The organism is Pseudactinotalea sp. Z1748 (assembly GCF_049725185.1).
GTDB lineage: Bacteria > Actinomycetota > Actinomycetes > Actinomycetales > Beutenbergiaceae > CALKWS01.
In genome coordinates this window covers 132,311-153,890 of sequence record NZ_JBMPQB010000001.1, presented here as the reverse complement: position 1 = coordinate 153,890, position 21,580 = coordinate 132,311, and the positions used below count along the sequence as shown (strand labels likewise).

The window sequence follows — 21,580 nt, the reverse complement described above, 5'->3', positions numbered from 1 at the left end:
CGGTCGGCGTTCGGCGCCGGCTCACCGGCGTGCGCAGGCGCCCGGCGCCCCGTGCGCTCAGGCCCGGTCGATGGTGTCGCGGTCCAGGGAGGCCTCGGCCAACTCGGCGATGGTGCGCTGCCATCCGCCCAGCACCACATGCTGGTGGGCGGCGAAATGCTGAGCGACCTCCGGGGACACGTCGGTGTCCATGTCCTTCAGGATCCGGGCCAACTCCCCGCGCCGGTCCTCCACCTCATCGTTCCAGGCCTGCAGAGCATCGTTGTAGCCGGGCAGCGCCTCCGCTCCGGTGCCGAGGGATCCCCGCAGCAGGTCCATCGCGTTCTCGGCGCCCTCCAGCTGCGCACCCGTCAGGGCCCGGTCGGCCTGGCAGACCGCCTCGTAGCCATCGAAGCAGTGGTCGGTGGCCAGAACCGTGCGGACCTGATGCATCCGGGTGTAGAAGTCCACCGTGGCATTGGCGTACTCCTCCCGGTCCGCGCGCACCACCGGCAGGCATCCGTCCGGGTCGGAGCACTCCACGGTCCAGTTGCCCTCGCGCTGGTTCTGTCCCTGCGGCACCAGGACCGCCTCCATGCGGCGGTGATAATCGGACTGCTCCGCGGCCATCGCGGTAGCCGCCTCCGACCACGCCGTGCAGTAGAGGAGCAACTGTTCGGACAGGTCCCGCCCTGTGGTCACGTACTCCTGCTCCGCCTCGCCCAGGCGCGCGGAACTGCGCGCCGCCGATGTTGCGCTGCGGTAGGAAGGGCTCGTTCCGGGCACCTGCGCCAGCGTGGGCCGGGTGGAACCGCCCAGTCCGGAGAAGGCAGCGAATGCCTCCTCCTGGTCGGCGCAGGCCCGGGCCAGGTCCGCAGCCGGCTCGGCCAGTTCGGTCGCGTCGAGGTTGAGGTTGAAGAACACCTCGGCCACCTCCACCCCGTAGGTGGCCTGCACCGCCTCGGCGCTCCAGTGTTGCTCGTGTCCCTCGACCGCAGCGAAGAAGTCCCGGGCAGCCTGGTCGGCCTCCTCGGTCTGCTCCCGCTCCAGCTCCTCGGCGTCGCGCCGCTCCCGCTCCGCGGCGAGGTAACTCAGGGTCGCCGCGATCCCGCCCAGGACCAGGGCGATGATGGCCACCGCCGCCACGATCGGGACCCACCGGGGCCGTCGACGCCGTGGCTCGTCCGGTGCCGGGTGCGGGTCCATGCCGTACCCGCGTCCGTCGTCGGGCGGGGGCGAGGATGGAAACGGATCCGGCGGCACAGACATGATGGGGCCAGCCTAAAAGATCCGGCGCCCACCCGGGATCCGTCACGGCCGGCCGATCGCGGCGCACCAGGACGGCGGTAGTCCCGCGTCAACGCAGCATGAAGAACAAGAACGCAAGCGCCAGCACCAGCATCGGGACGAACCACGCGATCACCGAGCGGATCAGCACCCGGCGTCGCACGGCTTCACGCGCTGCGGCGTCGTCGTCGTCCTGAACCATCAATCCACCCTCCGTACTCGCCGCCGCACACCGGCTCGATCCGATGCGACCAGAAACCCGGTGGTGCTGGACCCCACCTTATCCCTGCCCGTGCGGCGCGAGCGGGCCGAGGCCGAACTCGTGCCGGAGCCGAGTTCGCGCCGGAGCCGTACCCTGAAACCTGGACAGTACCGAGCCTGACGGATGTCACGACCGGACCGGGCCGGACGCACATGAGCCGATGGCAGCCCACATGGCCCGCCGGGCCTGCGATAGGACAAAGTGGAGTCATGAACAACGCCAGCGACACCCCCACCGAGGAGAACCCAGACCACGGGCAACCGTGGGCACGCCCGGACGGCGCCCCACGCTCCGCGGCACCACCCGGTCCGACAGGGGGAGCGCAGGTCGACCCGCAGGGCGCGGGGACCACCCCTGCCCCCGGTGCCGACCCGTATGCACCACCGACGACGACGCCGCCCGGCTCGCAGGGGACCGGCACCGATCCGTACGCCGCGCCCTACGGCGCCGCGCCGGGGCCCGCCCCGATGCCCACCCAGTACCAAGGGGCCCCCGGTCACCCGGCCTACCAGCCCGCGCCCGGATATCAGGGGTACCAGCAGGCACCCGGATATCAGGGGTACCAGCAGGCACCCGGCTACCCGGGGCACCAGCCCGCGCCCGGCCACCCCGGCTACCAGCCCGCACCCGGCTACCCCGGCTACCAGCCCGCACCCGGCTACCCGGGTTACCAACAGGCGCCGCAGCCACCGCGCGCCTACCACCACGCGCTGCGCCGGGACCAGGGCGGCAACATCTGGCGCGGCATCCTCGCGCTCGTCATGTTCGGCGTCGGGTTCGTCCTGCTGCAGATCCCCGCCACCGTGGTGATCCTGGTCCAGAGCGACGTCAATCTGCTCGGCGACGACCTGATGGCAGGGCTGCGGATCACGCCGCTGGGCATGCTCGTGACCAACCTGTCCCTGGCCGCGCTGTGGCCGTTGTCGCTGGGGATCCAGCGCCTGCTGTACGGGGTGCGCCCCGGGTCCCTGCACTCGGTGGCCGGGAAGATCCGGTGGCGGCTGTTCCTCATGCTGGCCGCCGTCCTGCTGCCGGCCTACCTGCTCTACACGGCGCTGAACCCGTTGGTCTTCCCCACCGAGACCGGTGTCTTCACCGCCACCCACGCTGCCTTCATCGTCATTGCCATCCTCACCACACCGCTGCAGTCCGCCGGTGAGGAGGTGGGTTTCCGCGGCCTGGTGCAACGCGCCGTCGGGGGCTGGTTCGCCTCACCGCGGGTGGCGCTGGTGATCGGCACGTTGACCTCCGCGGTGCTGTTCGCGATCGCCCACGGCGCCGGGGACATGTGGCTGAACGTCTACTACGTCGTCTTCGCGGTGGCGCTGACCATCATGACCTGGCGAACCCAGGGGTTGGAGGCGGCCATCATCGTGCACGCCGCCAACAACACCTTCATCATGATCCTCAACTCCGCGCTCGGGATGGACTTCGACGGGATGTTCGACCGCGAGGCGGGTGTGGGTGGTCCGTTCATGCTCGTCGGGATGGCCATGTGCGTCCTGGCCACCGCACTGGTCTGGTGGCGCACCCGCACCCCCAAGGCACGCGAGGCGATGCGACTGCCCGGGCCCATCACGCCCAATCCCTGGGAGGGTAGAGGCCCGGGTTCATAGCCTGGCCCGATGGTGCTACGGCCCGGCCCACCCGCGCTCGGCCGCACCCCTCGGACGTGCCGGATGGCCCCGCCGGCCGGTCCGGCGCGACCGGGACCGGCTACAGGCCCTGCCACTCCGGTTTGGCCTGGAACGCCTGGCGGTAGTAGTCACCCAGTTGCAGCCGGGCGGCGGCGCCCTCATCCAGGAGCACGCTCACGTGCGGATGGTGCTGCAGAATGCTGGCCGGCCACATCGCACTGACCGGCCCCTCGACCATCTGGTGCACAGCCTCGGCCTTGCCACCACCCTGGGCGAGCAACACGATGTGCCGGGCTGCGCTGATGGTCGCCAGGCCCTGGGTGAGGCAGTGGTGCGGGACCCGGTCCACGTCGTCGTCGAAGAACCGGGCGTTGTCGACGCGGGTCTGCCCGGTCAGGGTCTTGATCCTGGTACGCGAGGCCAGGGAGGATCCCGGTTCGTTGAAGCCGATGTGGCCGTCGGTGCCGATGCCCAGCAATTGCAGGTCCACCCCGCCGGCATCGACGATCGCCTGCTCGTAGCGCGCGCAGGCCAACGGGATGTCCTGGGCCAGGCCGTCCGGCCCATGGACCCGTGCCGGGTCCAGATCGATCCTGTCCACCAGTTCGGTCAGGATCACGTTGCGGTAGCGCTGCGGGTGCTCCTGCGCCAGGCCCACGTACTCATCGAGCAGGAAGGCGCTGACCCCGGCGAAACTGACCTCCCCGGCGCGGTGTCGCTTCGCGAGTTCGTCGTAGACACCCAACGGGGAGGATCCGGTGGCCAACCCGAGCACAGCGTCGGGTTTGGCGTCGATGAGGGCCACGATGGCATCGGCCGCCAGACGGGCCGTCTCCTGGGCCGGCTTGATTACAACTTCCATGCCGGAAGTCTGGCAGGTCCGGCGCGACCCACCCAACTCCTCTGCCCCGGGTTCCCCCGAGAACAGCGGCATCGCTGTTGCGGCGGCCCGCAGCGGGGCCGCGCCTGCGCGAGCGCTCCGCTTCGTAACCCGCTATCCTCGGCCGACGCGATCGAAGACGCTCCAGAACGTCCTTGCGCTCTCCGTATCGCCTGAGGTCCACCGACACACTCAGAATCCGTTCCGTGACAACGCAAAGGATGGTCGATGTCGAAACGTAGATCCTCCCCGACCACGATCGCTATCTGGTCGTTGGTCATTGCCGGGCTGGCCGTGCTGCAGTTCCCCGGGATCCTCCTGTATCACGACGTGGCCGAGCCGCGGATCCTGGGGATGCCATTCATCTATGGCTTCAATCTGGTTGTCTGGGCGATCCTCTGCGTGGTGCTGTTCTGGGCCTACAAGGTGCACTGGGGCCGCGCCCGCCCGCACAACTCGGATGAGCGGTTCGACGCGGAGGTGGACCAGTGAGCAACGCAGAGATTCTCGGACTCGGCGCGATCGCCGCCTTCCTCATGGTCCCGCTGATCATCGGGGCGTACTCGGCGACCAAGTCCGCGGGCACCGCCAGTGACTACTTCGTCCAGGGCCGGACCATGGGGTCGATCGCGGTCTTCTTCACCGTCACCGCCACCTGGTGGAGCGCATTCGCGTTCCTGGGTTCCAACGCCAGTTTCTATCTGGACGGCCCGCTGTACTGGACCGCCCTGGTCTGGAACATCTTCTTCGGGGTGATGTACTACTGGATCGGCAAGCGGGTCTGGTTCCACGGCAAGCGCGGCAACTACGTCACCGCCCGGGACTTCTTCGCCGACCTGTTCGGCTCCTCCCGTCTGGCCACCCTGGTCGCGGTGATCCTGGTGATCTTCACCCTGCCGCACCTGCAGATCCAACTCACCGGGGGCGCCTACCTGATGGAGGTCGCCTCCGGTGGCGCGCTGCCCTTCTGGCTCGGCGCGTTGCTGTTCTACCTGGTCATCATCATCTACGTGTGGGCCGGGGGCGTGCGGGCCATCGCCTGGACGGACATCTTCTACGGGGTGACCATCTTCGTGGGGCTGATCGCCGCCGGGATCTTCGTGGTCGGCGAGGTCGGCGGAATGGGCACCATGTTCGATGAGATCCAGCAGGTCCAGCCCGAGCACCTGATCCTTGCCGACGGACAGTGGATGACGTGGGTCGCGATGTTCCTCATCACCCCACTGGGCGCCCTGATGGGCCCGCAGATGTGGACCCGGATGTATGCCACGAGGAGTTCCCGGCTGTTCGACCTGATGCCGTTCCTGGTGGGGTTGATGGCGATCGCCTACATCGGTTCGATGCTGATCGGCAACACCGCGGCCGTGGTCCAGCCCGACGTCGACGAACCCGACCAGGTGTTGGCGGTGATGCTGCTCGACTATGCGCCCCTGGTGCTCGCCGTCGTGGTGATCGCCGCCGGGGCAGGGGCGGCGATGTCCACTGCCAACTCCCAGGTCCATGCCCTCGGTGCCAGTTACACCATCGACTTCCACGAGAGGTACTTCCAGAAGAACCTGCCCGAACACAAGCGCGTGTGGGTGGGGCGTTGGGCGATCCTGGGCTTCTCCGCAATGGCCTACATCATGGCCCTGTACGTCCCCGGCCTCCTGGTCACGATCGGGCTGGTCGCCTTCGCCGGCCTGGCCCAGATCGTGGTCCCCACCGTCGGGGCGTTGTTCTGGCGGCGGGCGAGCGTGGCCGGCGCCACCGCGGGCCTGCTGGTGGGCGTGACCAGCCTGGTCGTCTTCACCGCGGTCCCGGCCACGATCCCCGGACCCTTCTCCGTGGGTGGCGGCGGCCTGCTGTCGCTGCTGCTGAACATCGTCGTCTTCGTCGGGGTGAGCTTGTTCACCAAGCCCCGCGATTCGCGCCTGCTCCTCAAACTGAGCCGGCGCAGGGACGACTTCGACCGGGAGCGGTTCAACGAGCCGGACCCGGAGGAGTTCGCCGACACCATCCCGGATGACTCCCGCCGGTGGCCCTTCACCGAGCCGGGCGGCGGCTCGGCCGGCCGGACCGGGAGCGGGTAGCGGGTAGCGGACGATGACCATCGACCAGGTACAGAACGCCACGCACCAGCTCGACGTGCCCGGCTTCCTCGCCGATTTCCATCACACCACCACCTTCGGCGCGACCGTTGCCGGCGGGATCGACCGGCAGGCGGGCACGACCGAGCACGGTGCGGTCCGGGACTGGTTCTGCTCCCGGGCCACGGACCTGGGGTTCGAGATCCGGGTGGACCAGATCGGCAACGTCTTCGCGTTGTGGTCCTGGAACCCCGGTGCGCCGTACGTGCTGGTCGGGTCCCACCTGGACAGCCAGCCCCTGGGTGGGCGCTTCGACGGCACCTATGGCGTGATCGCGGCGTTGCACGCCGCTCACGCGGTGGCCCGGGCAGCCACACGGGACGGGATCATCCCCGGCCTGAACCTCGCCGTGGTGGACTGGTTCAACGAGGAGGGGGCCCGGTTCCCACCCTCCATCATGGGCAGTTCGGTCTTCGCCGGTCTGTTGGATCTGGATCGGGCGCTGGCCACCACCGACCCCCAGGGCGTCACCGTCGCCGACGCGATCGGCGCAATCGGCTACCGAGGTGAAGCGGTGACCATCCCGGCGGGCGCCTACGCCGAGATACACATCGAGCAGGGACGGCGCCTGGAACAGTCCGGCATCCCCATCGGTGTGGTGCAGGAGAGCTGGTACACCCAGAAACTCCTGGTCCGGGTGCTCGGCGAGCAGTCCCACACCGGCGCCACCGCGATGTCCGACCGGCGCGACGCCCTGGTGGCGGCCGCGCACGTGGTGCTGGAGGCGGAGCAGGTCACCGGTGAGTTCCCCTCGGGATCCATCGTGACGTCGGTGGGCAAGTTCGACGTGCAACCCAACTCCCCGATCGTGGTGCCCCGCCAGGTGGACCTGGTGCTGGACATCCGCGCCGACGACCCCGCGCACGTGGCGCGAGCCCGGGCGTTGTTGCTCGAGCGTATGGCTGACCTGGGCAGGCGCCGGAATGTGGAGATCAGCGCCGAGGACTTCGACATCCGCCCGGTGCAGCGCTTCCCGGCCGAAGGTGTGGACCTGGGCGCCAAGTCCGCGAGCGACGAGGGTGTGGAGTCGATGCTGCTGGCCACCATGGCCGGACACGATTCGATCGCGATGAACGCGATCACGCCCTCGGTCATGCTGTTCGTGCCCTCGGTGGACGGGGTGTCCCACTGTGAGCGGGAATTCACCTCCGATGCGGATCTGGTGGTCGGGTTAAGGGTGCTCACCCAGGTGGTGCAGCGCCTGGTGAACCGGGAGATGGCCGAGGTGGCCCCGGGAGAGGCGGGCCCGCGATGAGCCTGGCCCGGTCGGTGTCAATGCCTTCGCCCTTCGGCGCAGCGCTGGACCTGGTGTGCCCGGGGCCGGCGCTCGCCCCGGCGCCCGGACCCTAACTGCGGCCCGGCGGCGCCAACGGCAGCGCCGCGACCAGTGCGATCCGCTCCTCCAGGTCCGCCACCGTGGCCGGCACCGGTAGGTCCACGTCCAGCACGTGCACCACCAACTCCTCGGTGCCCAGATGCACCGACAACGACCCGGGCATCAGGTTCGTCAGGTTCGCCACCGCCACGCGGCCCGCCCCCGGCGGCAGTCGCATCGGGCATCGGACATAGCCCGGGTCCAGGTCCGGTCGCCGCGTCAGCGACCTGCGGGCCACGTCCAGCCCACCGTGCAGGGAGCGTCGCAGGAACCACCCGGCCAGCCGCACCAGCGCCCAGGTGCGCCGCAGCCGGCCGGCGCCGGGCCGGGGACCCCGGTAGGGCGCCAGCGCCAGGCTGGTCGCGACCGCGATCGGGACGACGACGCCGCCGTAGGCCCAGGTGGTCATGTCGCCTTCGGTCAGGGCCCACCACAACAGGGCGAAGACCGCCATCCTGCGCACCAGTGAGGCGGCACGATGCCACCAGCGGAACGGGGGTACTCGGTTGCTCATCATGCCCCCCACCAGGCCAGGATGACGAAGACCCCGGCCATGCCCAGGAACGTCAGTCCCGAGGCCCGCCACGTGGCCAGGCGCTGTTCTCCCAGGTTGAACCAGCGAGCCGGTGCGGGCACCCGCCGGGTGCCCACGGCGATGACGTCGCGGCCCCGAGCGATCGAACGGCTGAGGGCCTGCACACCCTGACCGATCATGCTCGCCAGCCACTCCTCGGCGACCACCAGGTCCCCCGGTGGCACCGCCCGGCCATCGGGGTGGGCGAGCCAGTCCGGCAGCGCCCGCGTCCTGGACAGGCGCAGTGCCAGCGCCGCAGCACCCACACCGGCCAGCACCGGCCAGCCCTGGGCCCACCAGGTGCCCAGGTCCCACCATCCCGGCACCGACACCTCGCCCCCGCCCGCTGCGGTCCACAGCACCAACGGGATCGAGGCGCCGATGAGTCCCACCCAGCCCAGCAGCATGATGTCCACCCCACGCGAGCCGGCCCGGCTGTGCCCGAGCAGCCACACTGCCCGGGCCAGCAGCACCGTGGACCCCATGCCCACCAGCACCAGTGCCGAGGCGACGTCGAGGCCGGCCACCAGCACGCCGTCGGCCGCTTCCTTGGCCGAGTACTTGGCCAGGTAGCCGCTGGTCCAGGGCAACCCGGCCAGGGAGAGTCCGGCCACCGCGAATCCGGCGATCACCACCACCCGGCCCGAACCGGCGCCGTGGGCTCCCCACAAGCCCACCCCGAAGAACAGGGCGGCCTTGATGATCCCGTGGTGCAGGGCGTAGAGCACGGCCGCGGCCACGAGCACCGGGGCACCGTCCGGGTCGATCAGTGCGACCCCCACCAGCGCCGAGAGCATCCCCATCTGGCTGATCGAGGAGTAGGCCAGCACCGCCTTGGTCTTGGCCTGCATCACGCCCAGCAGCACCGCCAGGTAGGCCCCGGCCAGGCCGCCCACCACGAACACCAGGCCCCAGGTGGGCATCGCAGCCTCGCCCAGGGGCAGCATCCGCAACCAGCCGGCGAGCCCGCCGGTGATCATCGCCCCGGACAGCACCGCGCTGGCCGGTGTGGGTGCGGCCGGGTGCGCCAGCGGCAGCCACACGTGCAGGGGCACCACACCGACCTTGATGCCGAACCCGACCCAGAGCAGCGCCACGATCAGACCGGTGTGCCCCGATGCGGCCACCCGCTCGGCCGTCACCGCCAGTTCCAGCCCACCGGCGCGCACCACCAGCATCGCGGCCACCAGCACCGCCGCTTCCCCCAGCACGGCCAGGAACAGGTAGATCCGGCCGGAGCGCCGCGCATCGGGGGTGCGGTCGTGGATCACCAGGCCATATCCCACCAGGCTCATCACGGTGAAACACAGATACAGGGTGACCACGTCCGCGGCGACGAACACCCCGGCGTTGGCCACGAAGCACAGCAGCAGCAAGCCACTCAGCGCCGATGGCCTGGACAGATCGGAACGGGCCACCATGACCAGGGCCAGCCCGTACAACACAGCCGCCAGCACCAGTAGGGGCCGGCCCACGTCGTCGATCCGGAACGTGGTGCCCAGCAGGAGCCAGTCCATCGCCACCCCGACCCCGTCCGGGGCAGCCGACCCCAGCCACGCTGCCGGGAGCACGGTGACCGGCGCCAGGGAGGTCAGCACCAGGCGAGACCTCTCGGCCAGGTGGTCCGGGAGCAGCCCGGCCATCGCGAGTCCCAACGCCACCAGGAGCGGCAGCGCTGCGGTGCCGATCCAGAGCGCGGTCATGAGTAACTCCTGACCGCGACGAGTTCTGCCAGCGACAGCGGCGAGTAGCCGAGGCCGGCCAGCACCCCCACGGCAAGGGCGAAGACGGCCGTCAACAGCGCCGGAACCAGGAGTGACAGCGGGGCCTCCACGCCGTGGCGCTGATGGGTCTGCGCGCCCTGCCAGGCAGCGCCCTCGTCCGGGTCCTTGAACCACAGGACGTAGATGATGGGCAGGAAGTAGGCGGCGTTGAGCAGGGTGGAAGCGGCCAGCACCCCCAGTACCCACGGCTGCCCGGCCTCGAGGGCGCCCACACCGAGGTACCACTTGGACACGAACCCGGCCATCGGTGGGATACCGATCATGCCCAGCGCGGCCACGGTGAAGGAGGCCGAGGCGACCGGCATCCGGCGGCCCACCCCGGCCAGTTGGCTCACTCTCGTCAGCCCCAGCACCTCGGCGAACAGGCCGGCGCAGAAGAACAGGCTGACCTTCATCAGTCCCTGGTGCACCAGGTGAGCGATGCCCCCGGTGGTGGCGGTGACCGCGAGCAGGGTCGCGCCGAGGGTGATGTAGGAGACCTGGCTGACGGTGGAATAGGCCAGCCGGGCCTTGAGCTCGTCCTGGGCGAGCGCACGCACCGAGCCGTACACGATGGTGATCCCGGCCAGCACCGCCAGCGGCGTCAGCACGCCCAGGTCGGAGGCCAGGTGCACCCCGAACACGTCGTGGACCACCCGGATGATCCCGAACACGCCCGCCTTGACCACGGCCACCGCGTGCAGCAGCGCACTGACCGGCGCCGGTGCGACCATCGCGATCGGTAGCCAGCCGTGCACCGGCACCAGCGCCGCCTTGACCGCCAGGCCGGCGATCAGCACCGCGAAGATCCCCACCGCCGTGCCGGGATCGGCGGCTGCGAGTTCGGTGACCTCCTCGGCACCACGGGAGCGGAACTCCACCGGCCCGGCCACCGCCGTCAGCCAGGCCACCCCGCCCAGCAGCACGATCCCGCCGGTGACGGTGTAGGCCAGGTAGGTGCGCGCTCCGCGCAGGGCCGCCTTGGTGCCCCGATGGGCCACCAGGGGGTAGGTGACCAGGGTGAGAACCTCGAAGAAGAGCAGGAAGGTGACCAGGTTCCCCGAGAGCGCGATCCCCACCGTGGCGGTCACGCACAGACTGAAGAAGCCGAAGAACCGGGACCGGTTCGCCGAGGTCTCCAGATAGCCGATCGCATAGATCGTGGTGAGCAGCCACAGCAGCGTGGACAGGCCCACGAACAGCAGCGCCAGCGGATCGGTGATCAGCACCAGGTCCACCCCGGGCAGCAGTTGCTGGCGGTACTCCAGGCGCAGCCCGGAGGTCACCGGGGGCACCAGCGCGATCACCAGCCCGACCTTGATGATCGCACCGGTCAGGTTCAGGGTGGTGCGCCAGCGCACCTGGTGCTCGCGCAGCCCGAAGATCACCAACCCCGGCAGCAGCGAGGTGAGCAGGATCGCCAGCGGAATCCAACTGGCCTGGGTGACGGTCTCGTTCACGGGGCCCCCCCGATGGGCAACGCCGGGCCGAGGAACTCCGCCAGCGGCACCGCCAGCAGCCCGGTCCCCACCGCCACGACCGCCAGGAGCAGCGCGATCGCCGGCATCCGGGCCGGCACCGCCACCGGCTGGTGCCGGCCGGCCGCCCCGGGTTCATCGAAGGTGGCTCGCACCACCCGGGCGGTGTAGGCGAAGGTGAGCAGCCCGCCCCCGAGCAGCGCCGCCAGCCACCACCACTGCCCTCCCTGCAGTGAGGCCTGCAGCAGTTGCCACTTGCCGGCGAACCCCAGCGTGGGGGGCATCCCGGCCAGGACCACCCCGGAGACGGCGAAGGCCAGCACCGTGCCCGGCATCCGGTTGACCGCACCGACCAGACCGTCCAGGTCATCCCCGCGGTGGGCCAGGGCGAGCACCCCGGCGGCCATGAACATCGCCGCCTTGGCCAGTGCGTGGGACAGCACCATCAGCAGCACCCCCACCCAGGCCGCCTGAGCGGCGAGCGCCGCCGGGCTGCCCGCCGGCGCGCCCGGGGACGGGGCGAGGTAGGCGAACAACAGGAAGAAGTACCCGACCTGGGCCACGGTGGAGTAGGCCACCACCGACTTCAGCCGGTCCTGTCGCAAGGCCACCACGTTGCCCCACACCACCGCGACGCAGCCCAGCACGCCGAGCACCGTCGGCAGGCCCGCCAACGTCGGCGCGGCGGCGTCGAACACCACGTACCAGACCCGGATGAGCAGGTACAGCGAGGCCTTGATGACCAGCGCGGACAACAGCGGACTCACCGCGGACGGGGCTGCTGCGTGGGCTGAGGGTAACCAGGTGTGCGCCGGGAACAGCGCGGTCTTCAGCGCCATCCCGGCGGTGATCAGCACCAGGGCCACCGAGGCGGTAGCGCCGGCGGTCAACACCTGCCCGGCCCCGGCCATGTCCAGGGTGCCGGTCTGTGCGTAGACCAGCGCCACACCGAACAGGTAGGCCAGCGACCCCAGCACCGCCACGAACAGGTACCGAAGGCCGGGGCGCCACGCCGAGCGCCCACCGAGGACCACCAGTGCCACCGCGGACAGGCCCATCAGTTCCAGCGCCACGTAGGCGTTGAACAGGTCCGCGGTGACGTACACGGCATTCAGCCCGGACCACAGCATCGCCACCAGGGGCCAGAACGCCTCGCTGCCGCGCACCCGCGATGTCCCGGTGGCGTACAGCAGCACCAGCACGCTCACGAGGGCCGTCATCGCCAGCATCAGGGCGCTGAGCGCGTCCACCCGCAACTCGATCCCCAACGGCGCACGCCACCCGGCCATCCGGTACTGCACCTGCGACCCGGAGGCGACGTCGAGGACCACCGCCAGGGCCATCGCGGTGAGGCCCAGGCCGAGTGTCACGGTGAGCCAGGGCCGCCACCGCGCCGGCACCAGCGCCAGGACCACTGCACCGGCGAGCGGGGCCAGCACCAGAGCGGGCAGCACGCCACCCATCAGCGATCACCCCCGCCCGCCTCGGAGGGACCGGACCCGGAGGGCCGGTCCCGAGATGCCTCGGCCGCGCCGTCCGGCTCGGCCGCGCCGTCCGGCCCCTGGCCGGATGCGCCCACCGGCGCCTCGATCCGGCGGATGAGCACCAGCGCCAGTCCGGTCACCGAGACGGTGATGACGATGCCGGTCAGTACCAGCGCGTGCGGAACCGTGTCGGGCGGGTCGGTGCGTGCGGCGAGGGCCACCAACACCATCAGCACCCCACCACTGGCGATGTTCAGGGCGATCACCCGGCGAACCAGGTCGGTGGTGGTGAGCAGTCGCACGATGCCCAGCACAGCCAGGGCAACCGCCAGGATCACGAACACATCGGAGCGCATCACACCCGATCACCGGCCGCGTTGATCCGGTCCATCAGCACCAGCAGCACCGCCAGGGTGGCCCCGATACTGAGCATCAAGACCGCCTCCAGGCCAAGGATCACCCCGCCGGCCCAGCCCTCCCCCAGCACCAGCCAGCCACCGCCCAGCGCCGCGGTCACGGCCGCCAGCAGCAGAAACGCCGCCAGGCCGGCCAGGAGCACCGGGCGCACCCACCGCTCCATCGAGCGGCGCGGGCCGAGGCCGGACAGGTAAATCATCAGCACCGCGCCGGTGAGCAGTGCGCCGGCCTGGAAGGCTCCTCCGGGACGGGTGGACCCGGCCACCAGCAGCCAGCCGAGGAGCAGGACCAGGACCGGCACCACGACCCGCACCATCGCCCCCATCGGGCCGGTGTCCGGCGCGGGCTCGGGCAGCAGCCGCCCACCCGGCGCCAGGGCCAGGGCGCCCAGCGCGGCCGCGGCCAGCACCCCGATCTCCAACAGGGTGTCGTAACTGCGGAAGTTCAACAGCACCGCCGTCACCGGATGCGACACCCCGGTTGCCGCCATCTCCCCCTGGGCCACCGCGCCAGCACCGGTGACGGTCTGCCACTGCCACACCGCTCCGAGCAGTGCCATCGCCAGCACCGCGGCAAGTGCCCCGCTGAGCAGGCCGTACCAGGGGCCCGGGTGGTGGCCGGCACCGGCCAGGGTTCGCGGCGGTTCGGGGGTGGCGGTCACCGCGTTCATGACCAGCACGCCCGTCACCCCGGCACCGAGCACCGCCTCGGCGATCGCCACGTCCGGTGCGTGCAGCCAGGCCCACGAGACCGCCAGGAGCACCCCGAACACCAGGAACATCGCCGCGGCACGCACCCGCGAACGGCCGAACAGGGCGTAGCCGGCAACCGCGAACACGCCCACGGCCAGCACGACGTCGAAGACTCCCACCGCTTCCATCAGCGCGTCCGCGGCCCGCGGTCCCTGCTGCCGGCCTCCTCATCGCGACCGGCACGGTCATCATCCGGCGCAGCGCCGTCGTCGGCCTCGGATGCCTCGGTCATCGCCGATACCCCCGCGACGTGGGACCGGTCGGCGAGCAGGTAGGAACTGGTGGCCGCGGCAAGGAGGGCGAGCAGCCAGATCAGCACGAGTTTCATCGCGACCGCCACACTCGACTGCAGCGCCAGGGCCGCCAGCACCAGCCCGAGGCCCAGGTTGTCGGCCTTGACCAGGGCGTGCAGCCGGTTGTTCAGGTCCGGGAAGCGCAGCAGACCCACCGTGCCGGCCCCGAAGAAGGCGCACCCGGCCACAGCCAGCACCACCGAGACCACGTCCAGGATCATCGGCGCGCCCGCAGGGTTCGGACCCGGGCCAACACCACCAGGGCGGCCAGTGCCACCAGGGCCAGCGCAGCATCGCGCAGTGCCGCCACCACCATCACGTGGGCCAGCACCGCCAGCACGGCGGTGGCGGTGGTGCCCATCAACAGCAGGGCCAGCAGCCGGTCGTGGTCGGCCGGTCCGCGCACCACCCGGACCAGTGAGACGAGCACGTTGATCACCAGGAAGACGACAGCCCCGTACAGGACGGCATCGATCACAGGGGTCTCCATGGTGGGGGGTGGAAGACGACGTAGGCGACCATCCGGCCGAGCCCTACCACCCTATGCGCCACTGCCCGGCGTGCCACCGGTGGGGACTCAGCCCGATGGACCGGGCGGTCCGCCCTCGGCCTCTTTCGCGGCAGCCACGCCGGGTTGGACGGATGATCGGTCACGGTCACCGGAATCGCGTGGACGCAACCGGCCGGCCCCGGATCGTGTGCGACGGCCGGCCAGGGCCAACGCCACACTGATCGCCGCCAGCCCGACCAGTTCCCACGAGGTGGGCCGTTGACCCAGCACCAGCAGCGCGATCACGGTCGCCGAAGCGGGCAACAGTGCGTTCAGCAGCGCGAAGGTCGCCATCCGCAGCCGTTTCAGGGTGACCTGGTCCAGCATGTAGGGGATCACCGAGGTGAGCACCCCCACGGCGACCACCACCACGAACACGTCCATCGACAGCGCCGGCCCCGCCCACGGCGCAGCGATCGGGGCGAACAGTACCGAGGCCACGGCGGTGCCCACCGCCAGGGAGGAGATCCCGTCCCGTTCGGTTACGATCCGGCCACCCAGCAGCATGTACACCGCCCACGCCGAGCCCGCCGCCAGCGCGCAGGCGATCCCGAGCAGGAGGTGCCAGCCCGATTCGGCACCGGCCCAGTCCAGCCCGAGCACCGAGATCGCTACCACGCCGAACGCGGCCAGCACGATCGCCACCCGCTGCCGCAGCGTGCGCCCGCCCCAGGCCGCCACGGCGACCGGCCCGGCGAACTCGATCGCCACCGCCGCACCGAGCGGCAGGTACTCGATGGAGATGTAGAACAGCATGTTCATCGCCATCAGCACCACGCCGAAGACCGCGCTCTGGGTGAACGTGCGGCGGGTCCAGTGCTGGCGCCGCCAGGGCTGCACCAGCACCAGCAGGATCAGTGCGCACACCACCGAACGAAGCCAGGCCACCGTGTGCGCGGGCATCAGCGGGTACAGGCCGACGGCGATCGCCGCGCCCAGGTACTGGGAGGCACCGGCGATCAGGAACAGCAGCGGCGCCGGGACCCGGTCCAGGGGGTTCCTCATGCCCAGTGCACCTCGGTGGCCAGGACCCGGTGATCGGAGATGGCCAGCCGGCGCGATGCGGTGTTCACGGTGGTCCCGCCCCGGACCAGGATGTGATCGATCTGTCGAACCGGGGTGCCGGCGGGGAAGGTCAGCGCCTCGGGCAGGTGCCAGTCCGGGGCGATCCTGCGCACCGTGCGGGTCGGCAGGTTGAAGTCTCCGGCCACGATCGCGCGCCGGCCCAGCCCGTCCACGCCGGAAAGCAGGGTCTGCAACTGCCGCCCGGCCACCGGCGGCAACAGGGACAGGTGGGTACAGGCCACCGCGAAGGGGCCGTCGGGGCCCTGCAGCACAGCGGCCAGCCCCACCCGGGGTTCGTGCACCCACCAGCCCGGCCGCAATCCCTTCAGGGTGGGTAGGCGCCGCACGCCCTGTGGCAGCCGCGTGGCGAACCAGGCGGTGATCGGGAACCGGCTGACCAACGCCACCCCGTATGCCGGTCCGGGATGCTGCCCGATCGGATCGGCCGTCCAGCGCAGGCCGCGCACGTTCCCGGCCAGCGCGGCTGCATACCGGTGGTGCGAAAGTCCGAGGGCCTCGGCGATGATCGACACCTGGTCGATTCGGTTGCTGCGGTTCTGGTACCTGTCCACCTCCTGCAGCAGCACCACGTCCGTCTCGATCCCGGTGAAGGCGGCAGCCAGCTCGGGGCCGGTGGTGGGCGCACCTGCGGCCGATAGGCCGGACTGGATGTTGGCAGTCAGTACACGGACAGATGTCATCAGGTGGCCTTCATCGATCGTTGGCCTCCGGGGCGAATCTCATCGCGACCGAGTTCATGCAGTACCGATCGCCGGTCGGAGTCTGGGGTGCGTCGTCGAACAGGTGCCCCAGGTGGGAGCCGCACGAGGCGCAGCGCACCTCGGTGCGGACCATGCCCAGGGACCGGTCCTCGAGCAGTTCCACCGCATCACCGGCGCTCGGTCGGTAGAAACTGGGCCAGCCGCAGTGGGCATCGAACTTGGTCTCGGAGCGGAACAGTTCGGCCCCGCAGGCCCGGCAGGAGTAGATCCCCACCCGGTCCTCATACAGCAACTCCCCGGTGCCGGGTCGCTCGGTACCGGCCTGCCGGAGCACCTGGTACTCGGCAGGGTCGAGTTCGGCCCGCCACTGCTCCTCGGTCTTGGTCACCTCGTAGTCGTTCCTCACCTCACGCATGCCTCTATCCTCACCCATGACGGCGCACGTGTCCCAGCGGACTCCCACGGCGTCCCCTCACTTTCGGCATCGCCGGGCCGGGGATCGACTATCCGTAGTCGCTGCCGAGCAGACGACGACGCAACTCCTGCCCGGCGAGTTCGGTGCGCGAGGCGGTGCCCGAGGCGGCCAGCAGCGCCGAGACGTGCACTGCGACCGTGCGCTGGGAGCAGCCCAGGCGCTCAGCGATGTCCCGGTTGCTCCAGCCCTCGACGAGCAGGCCGAGCACCCGGCGTTGGGCGGGGGTGCCCGGCACCGAGGGAGTCACCTGCTCCACCGCTGCTTCGACTCGCTGCAGGACGCGACCGGGCCAGTGCCGCACGATGGTGCGGGCCCGCGCCAGATCCTGTGCGGCAGCGGTGTGCAGCCCGGTCCGGCTGCGTTCGGCAGCACGCACCAACAGGATCCGCGCCCGTTCCGGGGCCAGTTGCCGGGGGATGTCCGCGGCCTTGAACAGGTCGGGATCGACTGGCCTGCCCTCCCGGTGGCGAAGTTGCACCTCGGCTGCCGCATGCAGCGCCGGATGCTCCAGTCCACCGGGCAGGGTCTGGTCCAGGAACGTCCGCACCTGCGCTGCCGGAAGACCGGCATCCAGGGCCACCTGGGCGGCCAGCCACGCGCGGTTCGGCCGGGTGGCGTGCCCGGCGCGGGGAGTACACCGGGTGTAGGCGCGCAGTGCGGCCTCCACTGAGCCCGCCCCCGCGGCCGCGGCGATCACCCCACCCAGGTAGGCGTACACACGCACCCATGGCAGGTCCACCCCGACGCTGGCCGCGAGGGCCTGCTGGCCGTAGTGCCGGGCGTGGTCCTCCCAACCACGCTCCCAGGCCAGTTGGGCTGCCTTGGTCAGCAGCGCCACCTGTTCGTTGCGGTGTTTGTCCCGGTCGATGTCGCTGAGGGCGTGGTCCCAGGCGCGCGCCCACTGCCCGGTGTGGAAACCCAGATCCACCGCCTGGCGCACGACCGTTCCGGGGTCGCGCAACTGCTCGCTGAGCACGCGGGCGCGGGAGACCCAGATCCAGGCCTGCGCCTCCCCGTGCCCACTGCCCAGGTCCGCCTCGATACCGGCCAGCCGCAGCACCAGTGCTCCGGTGATGGCCCGGATGCGCGCTCCCACCAGCGCCGGATCACCGCTGGTAGCCACGGCGTCGAGGTCGGCCACGGCCTCGGCGATGGCCTCCTCCTTCCGGCGCCCGGCGGAGATCGCCCCGCCGCGAGCGAGGGCGTGGCTGACCCGCGCATCGGCCACCGCTGCACGTACCGCGTCGTCCTGCGCGCTCGGTCCTGCCTCGCCGAGCCAGCGGTCCCGTTCCGCCGGGCGCGGCTGCCCGGCCGCGCCGGGCGCCTCGGCCGGCTCGGCCGCCAGCGCCAGGCACTGCGATGCGGCAGCGAGTGCCTCGGTGGCGCGTTCGGCCCGCACGCACGCCACCGACCGCTCGGCCAGCACCAGGATCTGGAGGCGGCGGTCGGCTCCGGCCAGCTCCTCGGCCTGCGCCAGCGCCGCCCAGGTCCCGGCAGCATCACCCAGGAGCCACCTGGCCCGGGCGTCCTGGAGCAGGTGCCCGCACCGGGCGTCGACCGAGGTCATCTACGCATTATTGACTAGGTTCGCCCCGCGGCGTCGCACCATCCTGGATGGCGTGAACGAGTTGGCACTGGACCTGCAGTCGCTACGGCGCACCTTCCGCCGCCGCGGTCAGGGAGAACGCGTCGCCCTGGACAACGTGGACCTACGCCTGCCCGCCCGCGCCTCGAGCGGGCTGGTGCACGGGCTGCTGGGTCCCAACGGAGCGGGTAAGACCACGATCTGCAAGATCGTCGCCACGGTGCTGCTGCCGACCTCAGGCCGCGCCCGCGTGCTCGGCCACGACGTGGTGACCGAGGCTGCCGCCGTGCGCCGCCTGATCGGGATCGTCTTCGGAGGTGAGCGGGGTCTGTACGAACGGCTCAGCGCGATGGAGAACCTGCAGTTCTGGTGTGCCATGCACGGCCTGGGTGCCCGGGCCGGGCGGCGGCGCTCGACCGAACTGCTGGAGCGGCTCGGCCTCGGCGAACGGGCAACGGAGAAGGTGGAGACCTTCAGCCGGGGCATGAAGCAGCGCCTGCACCTGGCCCGCGGCCTGGTCGCCGAACCAAGGGTGCTGTTGCTGGACGAGCCGACCGTCGGCATGGACCCGGTCTCCGCCCGCGACTTTCGCACGTTGGTTACCGAACTGCGGGGCGAGGGCCGCACGGTGCTGCTCACCACCCACGATATGGCCGAGGCCCAGGCCCTGTGCGACTCGGTCACCTTCATCGATCAGGGCCGGATCCTGGGCACCGGCCCACCGGCGCAGGTCCGGGCCATGGTGGCCGGCTCCCAGCAGATCACGGTGGACGACGTCGACCCCGCTTCGGCGGAAGCGCTCACCGGCGCACTGGGTGCCCTGCCCGACGCGGCCGAGCGGATCCACGCCGTGCACGACGCGCGCTCGGGCGTGCTGCAGATCACCGTCACCGGTGGCGCCGAGGCCGTCTCGGCCGCCCTGCGTACCGTGCTGGCCGCCGGACACACCCAGATCACCTCCGCTCCGCCGTCGTTGGAGGATGTCTACCTGGACCTGCTCGGGACCGATGCCGTCGGGCAGCGCCGCGGGATGGGCGTGTGATCGGCCCGGCCCGGGCGGGTTTCGCCCACCAGGTGCGAATGATGCGGGGCACCCCGGACTGGTTCCTGGCGCTGTTCACCGCACCGCTGCTGACCGCGGTGTTCGTCTCGATCTTCACCCACGCCGGGCGAGGTGACCTGAGCAGTTACGGCGTGCTGGCTCCGGCGCTGATGGCGTTGTGGGCGATGTCGCTGCAGACCGCCGGGGAGTTGATCTCCCGGGAACGGGAGAACGGCTCCCTGGAGGCGTTGCTCGCCGCACCGGCGCCGTTCGCCGCGGTGCTGTTCGGGCGGATCAGCGCGGTCACGAGCATCTCCACGGTCGCCTTCGCCGAGTCCTGGCTGGTGGGCTGGGCATTGACCGGGGAGCCGGTGATGATCATCCATCCGGGCCTGTTCCTGATCACCGTCGCGCTGACCTTGATGGCGATGACCGGGTGGGCCGGGGTGATGGCGTGCGTGTTCGTGCTGGCCCGCTCGGCGCGCACGTTCCAGAACTCGCTGAGTTACCCGTTCTTCGTGCTCGGCGGGGTGATCGTGCCGGTGGCGCTGCTCCCGGACTGGCTGACGTGGCCGGCCCGGGCGGTGTTCCTGTCCTGGTCGGCGGACCTGCTGCGCGATTCCCTCGCCACCGGGCCGGTCGACGCCGCGGTACTGCGGCTGCTGCTCGTGGCCCTGCTCGGAGCGGCCGGGTTCGTACTCAGCCACGTGCTGCTCGACCGGACGCTGCGTCGGGTGCGGATGACGGGGAGGCTGGCCCATGCATGAGCGCGTGCTACCCGGCCACCGGGTGCCCGGGCCGTGGGCGATCGCCCGGGCCGCCACCCGCACCGCGTTCGCCGACATGCGCGCCACCTACACGCCCCTGACCTGGAGCGTTGGCTGGCTCGGCCGGATCCTGATGCAGGTGACCTTCTTCGCCCTGATCGGGCTGCTGCTCGATGAGCCCGGGGCGGTGCTCTACCTGTTCATCGGCCAGGCTGTGATGGCGTGTGTGGTGGAGGTGTTCATGTCGGTGCCCTCCACCACCTGGGAACGGTTCACCGGGACCATGGGGCTACTGGTGGCCGCACCAGGGCCGCTGTGGCCGGTGTTCGTGGGCCGTTCGGTGCAGTGGCTGCCCAGCGGGATCGCCACCGCCAGTGTTGCGCTGTTCGCCCTCGGGCCACTGTTCGGGGTGCGCTGGAGCCTGGCCGGTGCCCTGGGAGCCTTCGCGATGCTGGTGCTCACCGCAACCACGATGTACGCGGTGGCGCTGTTCGTGGCTGCGCTGGTGCTGCGCGGGCCGCGGTGGCGCAACGTGGCCAGCAACGTCAGCCACACGGTGGTCATGCTGATCACCGGCGTGACCGTGCCGACGCTCATCTGGCCGGGGTGGCTCCAGGCCGCCGGGCAGGGTCTGCCGATCACCCACGGGCTGGGCGCGATCCGTGATCTGCAGGCCGGCACCGCCGACGCCGGTTCGCTCGCGGTGGCCGCCGGCGCCGCACTGGGCGCCGGCCTGGTGTGGTTCGTGCTCGCCGCCGTGGCATTCACCGCCTTCGCCGGGTCCGGCCGGCGCGACGGCAGCATCGATCTGCAGGAGTGATCAGGCCGGCGTCACCAGCCGCGAACGACGCGGTGCGGTGGCCCGGACCGCAGCACGCGCGCCCGGTGATCCTGGCGGTCAGCGCTCGCGTTCCTCCTCGGGCAACTCCGGGTCCGCCCCCGGGCCCCCACTCCGGGTCGGTTGCTGCTCGTCCTGGGGGGTGTCCCCATGCTGGGAGCCGGGCACGTTGTCCTGGTCCGCCTCTGGCTTCGGGCGGGAGGTCCCCTCCGATGTCATCACAGTC

23 protein-coding genes are annotated in these 21,580 nt (G+C 70.9%); 7 read left to right on the top strand and 16 right to left on the bottom strand.

Features of this window, described 5'->3' with window-relative positions:
- Positions 1-57 precede the first annotated feature (57 nt).
- Positions 58-1,248 carry a hypothetical protein gene (locus tag ACO0LU_RS00765; RefSeq protein WP_424789525.1) on the bottom strand — a complete coding sequence of 397 codons (1,191 nt, stop codon included), beginning with the start codon at positions 1,246-1,248 and terminating at the stop codon, positions 58-60.
- Between the two features lie 88 nt (positions 1,249-1,336).
- Positions 1,337-1,468, bottom strand: coding sequence for a hypothetical protein (locus ACO0LU_RS00760; protein ID WP_424789524.1), 132 nt, complete (start codon positions 1,466-1,468; stop codon positions 1,337-1,339).
- Positions 1,469-1,737: 269 nt separating this feature from the next.
- Here ACO0LU_RS00760 and ACO0LU_RS00755 point away from each other — a divergent pair, with 269 nt between their 5' ends.
- Positions 1,738-3,144 (top strand): type II CAAX prenyl endopeptidase Rce1 family protein, encoded by a 1,407-nt coding sequence (locus ACO0LU_RS00755; protein WP_424789523.1) that lies wholly within the window; start codon positions 1,738-1,740, stop codon positions 3,142-3,144.
- Positions 3,145-3,244: 100 nt separating this feature from the next.
- Here the strand turns inward: ACO0LU_RS00755 and nagB are convergent, their stop codons facing one another.
- A complete protein-coding gene (gene nagB / locus ACO0LU_RS00750; RefSeq protein ID WP_424789522.1) occupies positions 3,245-4,027 on the bottom strand; it encodes a glucosamine-6-phosphate deaminase in 783 nt (260 codons plus the stop codon).
- 246 nt (positions 4,028-4,273) lie between these two features.
- Here nagB and ACO0LU_RS00745 point away from each other — a divergent pair, with 246 nt between their 5' ends.
- The 3 genes from ACO0LU_RS00745 to ACO0LU_RS00735 are packed head-to-tail and all read left to right on the top strand — an operon-like array spanning position 4,274 to position 7,429.
- Positions 4,274-4,537: a hypothetical protein gene (locus ACO0LU_RS00745; protein WP_424789521.1), complete on the top strand. Its 264-nt coding sequence runs from the start codon at positions 4,274-4,276 to the stop codon at positions 4,535-4,537.
- Positions 4,534-6,117, top strand: a complete 1,584-nt coding sequence (locus ACO0LU_RS00740) for a sodium:solute symporter family protein (RefSeq protein ID WP_424789520.1) — start codon at positions 4,534-4,536, stop codon at positions 6,115-6,117. The genes ACO0LU_RS00745 and ACO0LU_RS00740 overlap by 4 nt, the downstream gene beginning before the upstream one ends.
- 13 nt (positions 6,118-6,130) lie before the next feature.
- On the top strand, positions 6,131-7,429 hold the full coding sequence (locus ACO0LU_RS00735) for a M20 family metallo-hydrolase (RefSeq protein ID WP_424789519.1): 1,299 nt from the start codon (positions 6,131-6,133) through the stop codon (positions 7,427-7,429).
- Positions 7,430-7,520: 91 nt separating this feature from the next.
- Here ACO0LU_RS00735 and ACO0LU_RS00730 read toward each other — a convergent pair whose 3' ends face one another.
- The 12 genes from ACO0LU_RS00730 to ACO0LU_RS00675 all read right to left on the bottom strand — a co-directional run bounded on the left by ACO0LU_RS00730 (position 7,521) and on the right by ACO0LU_RS00675 (position 18,689).
- Positions 7,521-8,066 carry a Na+/H+ antiporter subunit E gene (locus ACO0LU_RS00730; RefSeq protein WP_424789518.1) on the bottom strand — a complete coding sequence of 182 codons (546 nt, stop codon included), beginning with the start codon at positions 8,064-8,066 and terminating at the stop codon, positions 7,521-7,523.
- A complete protein-coding gene (locus tag ACO0LU_RS00725; protein WP_424789517.1) occupies positions 8,063-9,826 on the bottom strand; it encodes a complex I subunit 5 family protein in 1,764 nt (587 codons plus the stop codon). The genes ACO0LU_RS00730 and ACO0LU_RS00725 overlap by 4 nt, the downstream gene beginning before the upstream one ends.
- On the bottom strand, positions 9,823-11,346 hold the full coding sequence (locus ACO0LU_RS00720) for a complex I subunit 5 family protein (protein WP_424789516.1): 1,524 nt from the start codon (positions 11,344-11,346) through the stop codon (positions 9,823-9,825). Before ACO0LU_RS00720 ends, ACO0LU_RS00725 begins: the two co-directional genes overlap by 4 nt.
- Complete coding sequence (locus ACO0LU_RS00715; RefSeq protein ID WP_424789515.1) at positions 11,343-12,827, bottom strand: complex I subunit 5 family protein; 1,485 nt, start codon at positions 12,825-12,827, stop codon at positions 11,343-11,345. Before ACO0LU_RS00715 ends, ACO0LU_RS00720 begins: the two co-directional genes overlap by 4 nt.
- Positions 12,827-13,204: an NADH-quinone oxidoreductase subunit K gene (locus ACO0LU_RS00710; RefSeq protein ID WP_424790174.1), complete on the bottom strand. Its 378-nt coding sequence runs from the start codon at positions 13,202-13,204 to the stop codon at positions 12,827-12,829. Before ACO0LU_RS00710 ends, ACO0LU_RS00715 begins: the two co-directional genes overlap by 1 nt.
- Positions 13,204-14,145 carry a hydrogenase subunit MbhD domain-containing protein gene (locus tag ACO0LU_RS00705; protein WP_424789514.1) on the bottom strand — a complete coding sequence of 314 codons (942 nt, stop codon included), beginning with the start codon at positions 14,143-14,145 and terminating at the stop codon, positions 13,204-13,206. The genes ACO0LU_RS00710 and ACO0LU_RS00705 overlap by 1 nt, the downstream gene beginning before the upstream one ends.
- On the bottom strand, positions 14,145-14,531 hold the full coding sequence (locus tag ACO0LU_RS00700; protein ID WP_424789513.1) for a monovalent cation/H(+) antiporter subunit G: 387 nt from the start codon (positions 14,529-14,531) through the stop codon (positions 14,145-14,147). Before ACO0LU_RS00700 ends, ACO0LU_RS00705 begins: the two co-directional genes overlap by 1 nt.
- Positions 14,528-14,788: a hypothetical protein gene (locus tag ACO0LU_RS00695; protein WP_424786845.1), complete on the bottom strand. Its 261-nt coding sequence runs from the start codon at positions 14,786-14,788 to the stop codon at positions 14,528-14,530. Before ACO0LU_RS00695 ends, ACO0LU_RS00700 begins: the two co-directional genes overlap by 4 nt.
- Positions 14,789-14,887: 99 nt before the next feature.
- A complete protein-coding gene (locus ACO0LU_RS00690; RefSeq protein WP_424789512.1) occupies positions 14,888-15,865 on the bottom strand; it encodes an EamA family transporter in 978 nt (325 codons plus the stop codon).
- Positions 15,862-16,626 carry an endonuclease/exonuclease/phosphatase family protein gene (locus tag ACO0LU_RS00685; protein ID WP_424789511.1) on the bottom strand — a complete coding sequence of 255 codons (765 nt, stop codon included), beginning with the start codon at positions 16,624-16,626 and terminating at the stop codon, positions 15,862-15,864. Before ACO0LU_RS00685 ends, ACO0LU_RS00690 begins: the two co-directional genes overlap by 4 nt.
- A gap of 10 nt (positions 16,627-16,636) precedes the next feature.
- Positions 16,637-17,062, bottom strand: a complete 426-nt coding sequence (gene msrB / locus ACO0LU_RS00680) for a peptide-methionine (R)-S-oxide reductase MsrB (RefSeq protein WP_424789510.1) — start codon at positions 17,060-17,062, stop codon at positions 16,637-16,639.
- A gap of 88 nt (positions 17,063-17,150) precedes the next feature.
- Positions 17,151-18,689: a helix-turn-helix transcriptional regulator gene (locus ACO0LU_RS00675; protein ID WP_424789509.1), complete on the bottom strand. Its 1,539-nt coding sequence runs from the start codon at positions 18,687-18,689 to the stop codon at positions 17,151-17,153.
- 52 nt (positions 18,690-18,741) lie between these two features.
- On the opposite strand from ACO0LU_RS00675, the gene ACO0LU_RS00670 reads away from it, so the two are divergent.
- Genes ACO0LU_RS00670 through ACO0LU_RS00660 form a run of 3 tightly spaced genes read left to right on the top strand, consistent with a single transcriptional unit; the run spans position 18,742 to position 21,336 of the window.
- Positions 18,742-19,749, top strand: a complete 1,008-nt coding sequence (locus ACO0LU_RS00670) for an ABC transporter ATP-binding protein (RefSeq protein ID WP_424789508.1) — start codon at positions 18,742-18,744, stop codon at positions 19,747-19,749.
- A 41-nt stretch (positions 19,750-19,790) separates the two neighbouring features.
- Positions 19,791-20,516 (top strand): ABC transporter permease, encoded by a 726-nt coding sequence (locus ACO0LU_RS00665; RefSeq protein ID WP_424789507.1) that lies wholly within the window; start codon positions 19,791-19,793, stop codon positions 20,514-20,516.
- On the top strand, positions 20,509-21,336 hold the full coding sequence (locus ACO0LU_RS00660; protein ID WP_424789506.1) for an ABC transporter permease: 828 nt from the start codon (positions 20,509-20,511) through the stop codon (positions 21,334-21,336). The genes ACO0LU_RS00665 and ACO0LU_RS00660 overlap by 8 nt, the downstream gene beginning before the upstream one ends.
- A gap of 78 nt (positions 21,337-21,414) precedes the next feature.
- Here the strand turns inward: ACO0LU_RS00660 and ACO0LU_RS00655 are convergent, their stop codons facing one another.
- A complete protein-coding gene (locus ACO0LU_RS00655; RefSeq protein ID WP_424789505.1) occupies positions 21,415-21,573 on the bottom strand; it encodes a hypothetical protein in 159 nt (52 codons plus the stop codon).
- Between the last annotated feature and the right edge of the window lie 7 nt (positions 21,574-21,580).

Coding starts and splice junctions, on each gene's coding strand:
- ACO0LU_RS00730 (WP_424789518.1), bottom strand. CDS start 8,066: ATGATGAGCAACCGAGTACCCCCGTTCCGCTGGTGGCATCGTGCCGCC.
- ACO0LU_RS00745 (WP_424789521.1), top strand. CDS start 4,274: ATGTCGAAACGTAGATCCTCCCCGACCACGATCGCTATCTGGTCGTTG.
- nagB (WP_424789522.1), bottom strand. CDS start 4,027: ATGGAAGTTGTAATCAAGCCGGCCCAGGAGACGGCCCGTCTGGCGGCC.
- ACO0LU_RS00665 (WP_424789507.1), top strand. CDS start 19,791: ATGCGGGGCACCCCGGACTGGTTCCTGGCGCTGTTCACCGCACCGCTG.
- ACO0LU_RS00735 (WP_424789519.1), top strand. CDS start 6,131: ATGACCATCGACCAGGTACAGAACGCCACGCACCAGCTCGACGTGCCC.
- ACO0LU_RS00690 (WP_424789512.1), bottom strand. CDS start 15,865: ATGAGGAACCCCCTGGACCGGGTCCCGGCGCCGCTGCTGTTCCTGATC.
- ACO0LU_RS00685 (WP_424789511.1), bottom strand. CDS start 16,626: ATGACATCTGTCCGTGTACTGACTGCCAACATCCAGTCCGGCCTATCG.
- ACO0LU_RS00700 (WP_424789513.1), bottom strand. CDS start 14,531: ATGATCCTGGACGTGGTCTCGGTGGTGCTGGCTGTGGCCGGGTGCGCC.
- ACO0LU_RS00725 (WP_424789517.1), bottom strand. CDS start 9,826: ATGACCGCGCTCTGGATCGGCACCGCAGCGCTGCCGCTCCTGGTGGCG.
- msrB (WP_424789510.1), bottom strand. CDS start 17,062: ATGCGTGAGGTGAGGAACGACTACGAGGTGACCAAGACCGAGGAGCAG.
- ACO0LU_RS00715 (WP_424789515.1), bottom strand. CDS start 12,827: ATGGGTGGCGTGCTGCCCGCTCTGGTGCTGGCCCCGCTCGCCGGTGCA.
- ACO0LU_RS00755 (WP_424789523.1), top strand. CDS start 1,738: ATGAACAACGCCAGCGACACCCCCACCGAGGAGAACCCAGACCACGGG.
- ACO0LU_RS00675 (WP_424789509.1), bottom strand. CDS start 18,689: ATGACCTCGGTCGACGCCCGGTGCGGGCACCTGCTCCAGGACGCCCGG.
- ACO0LU_RS00705 (WP_424789514.1), bottom strand. CDS start 14,145: ATGGAAGCGGTGGGAGTCTTCGACGTCGTGCTGGCCGTGGGCGTGTTC.
- ACO0LU_RS00710 (WP_424790174.1), bottom strand. CDS start 13,204: ATGCGCTCCGATGTGTTCGTGATCCTGGCGGTTGCCCTGGCTGTGCTG.
- ACO0LU_RS00655 (WP_424789505.1), bottom strand. CDS start 21,573: ATGACATCGGAGGGGACCTCCCGCCCGAAGCCAGAGGCGGACCAGGAC.
- ACO0LU_RS00765 (WP_424789525.1), bottom strand. CDS start 1,248: ATGTCTGTGCCGCCGGATCCGTTTCCATCCTCGCCCCCGCCCGACGAC.
- ACO0LU_RS00760 (WP_424789524.1), bottom strand. CDS start 1,468: ATGGTTCAGGACGACGACGACGCCGCAGCGCGTGAAGCCGTGCGACGC.
- ACO0LU_RS00660 (WP_424789506.1), top strand. CDS start 20,509: ATGCATGAGCGCGTGCTACCCGGCCACCGGGTGCCCGGGCCGTGGGCG.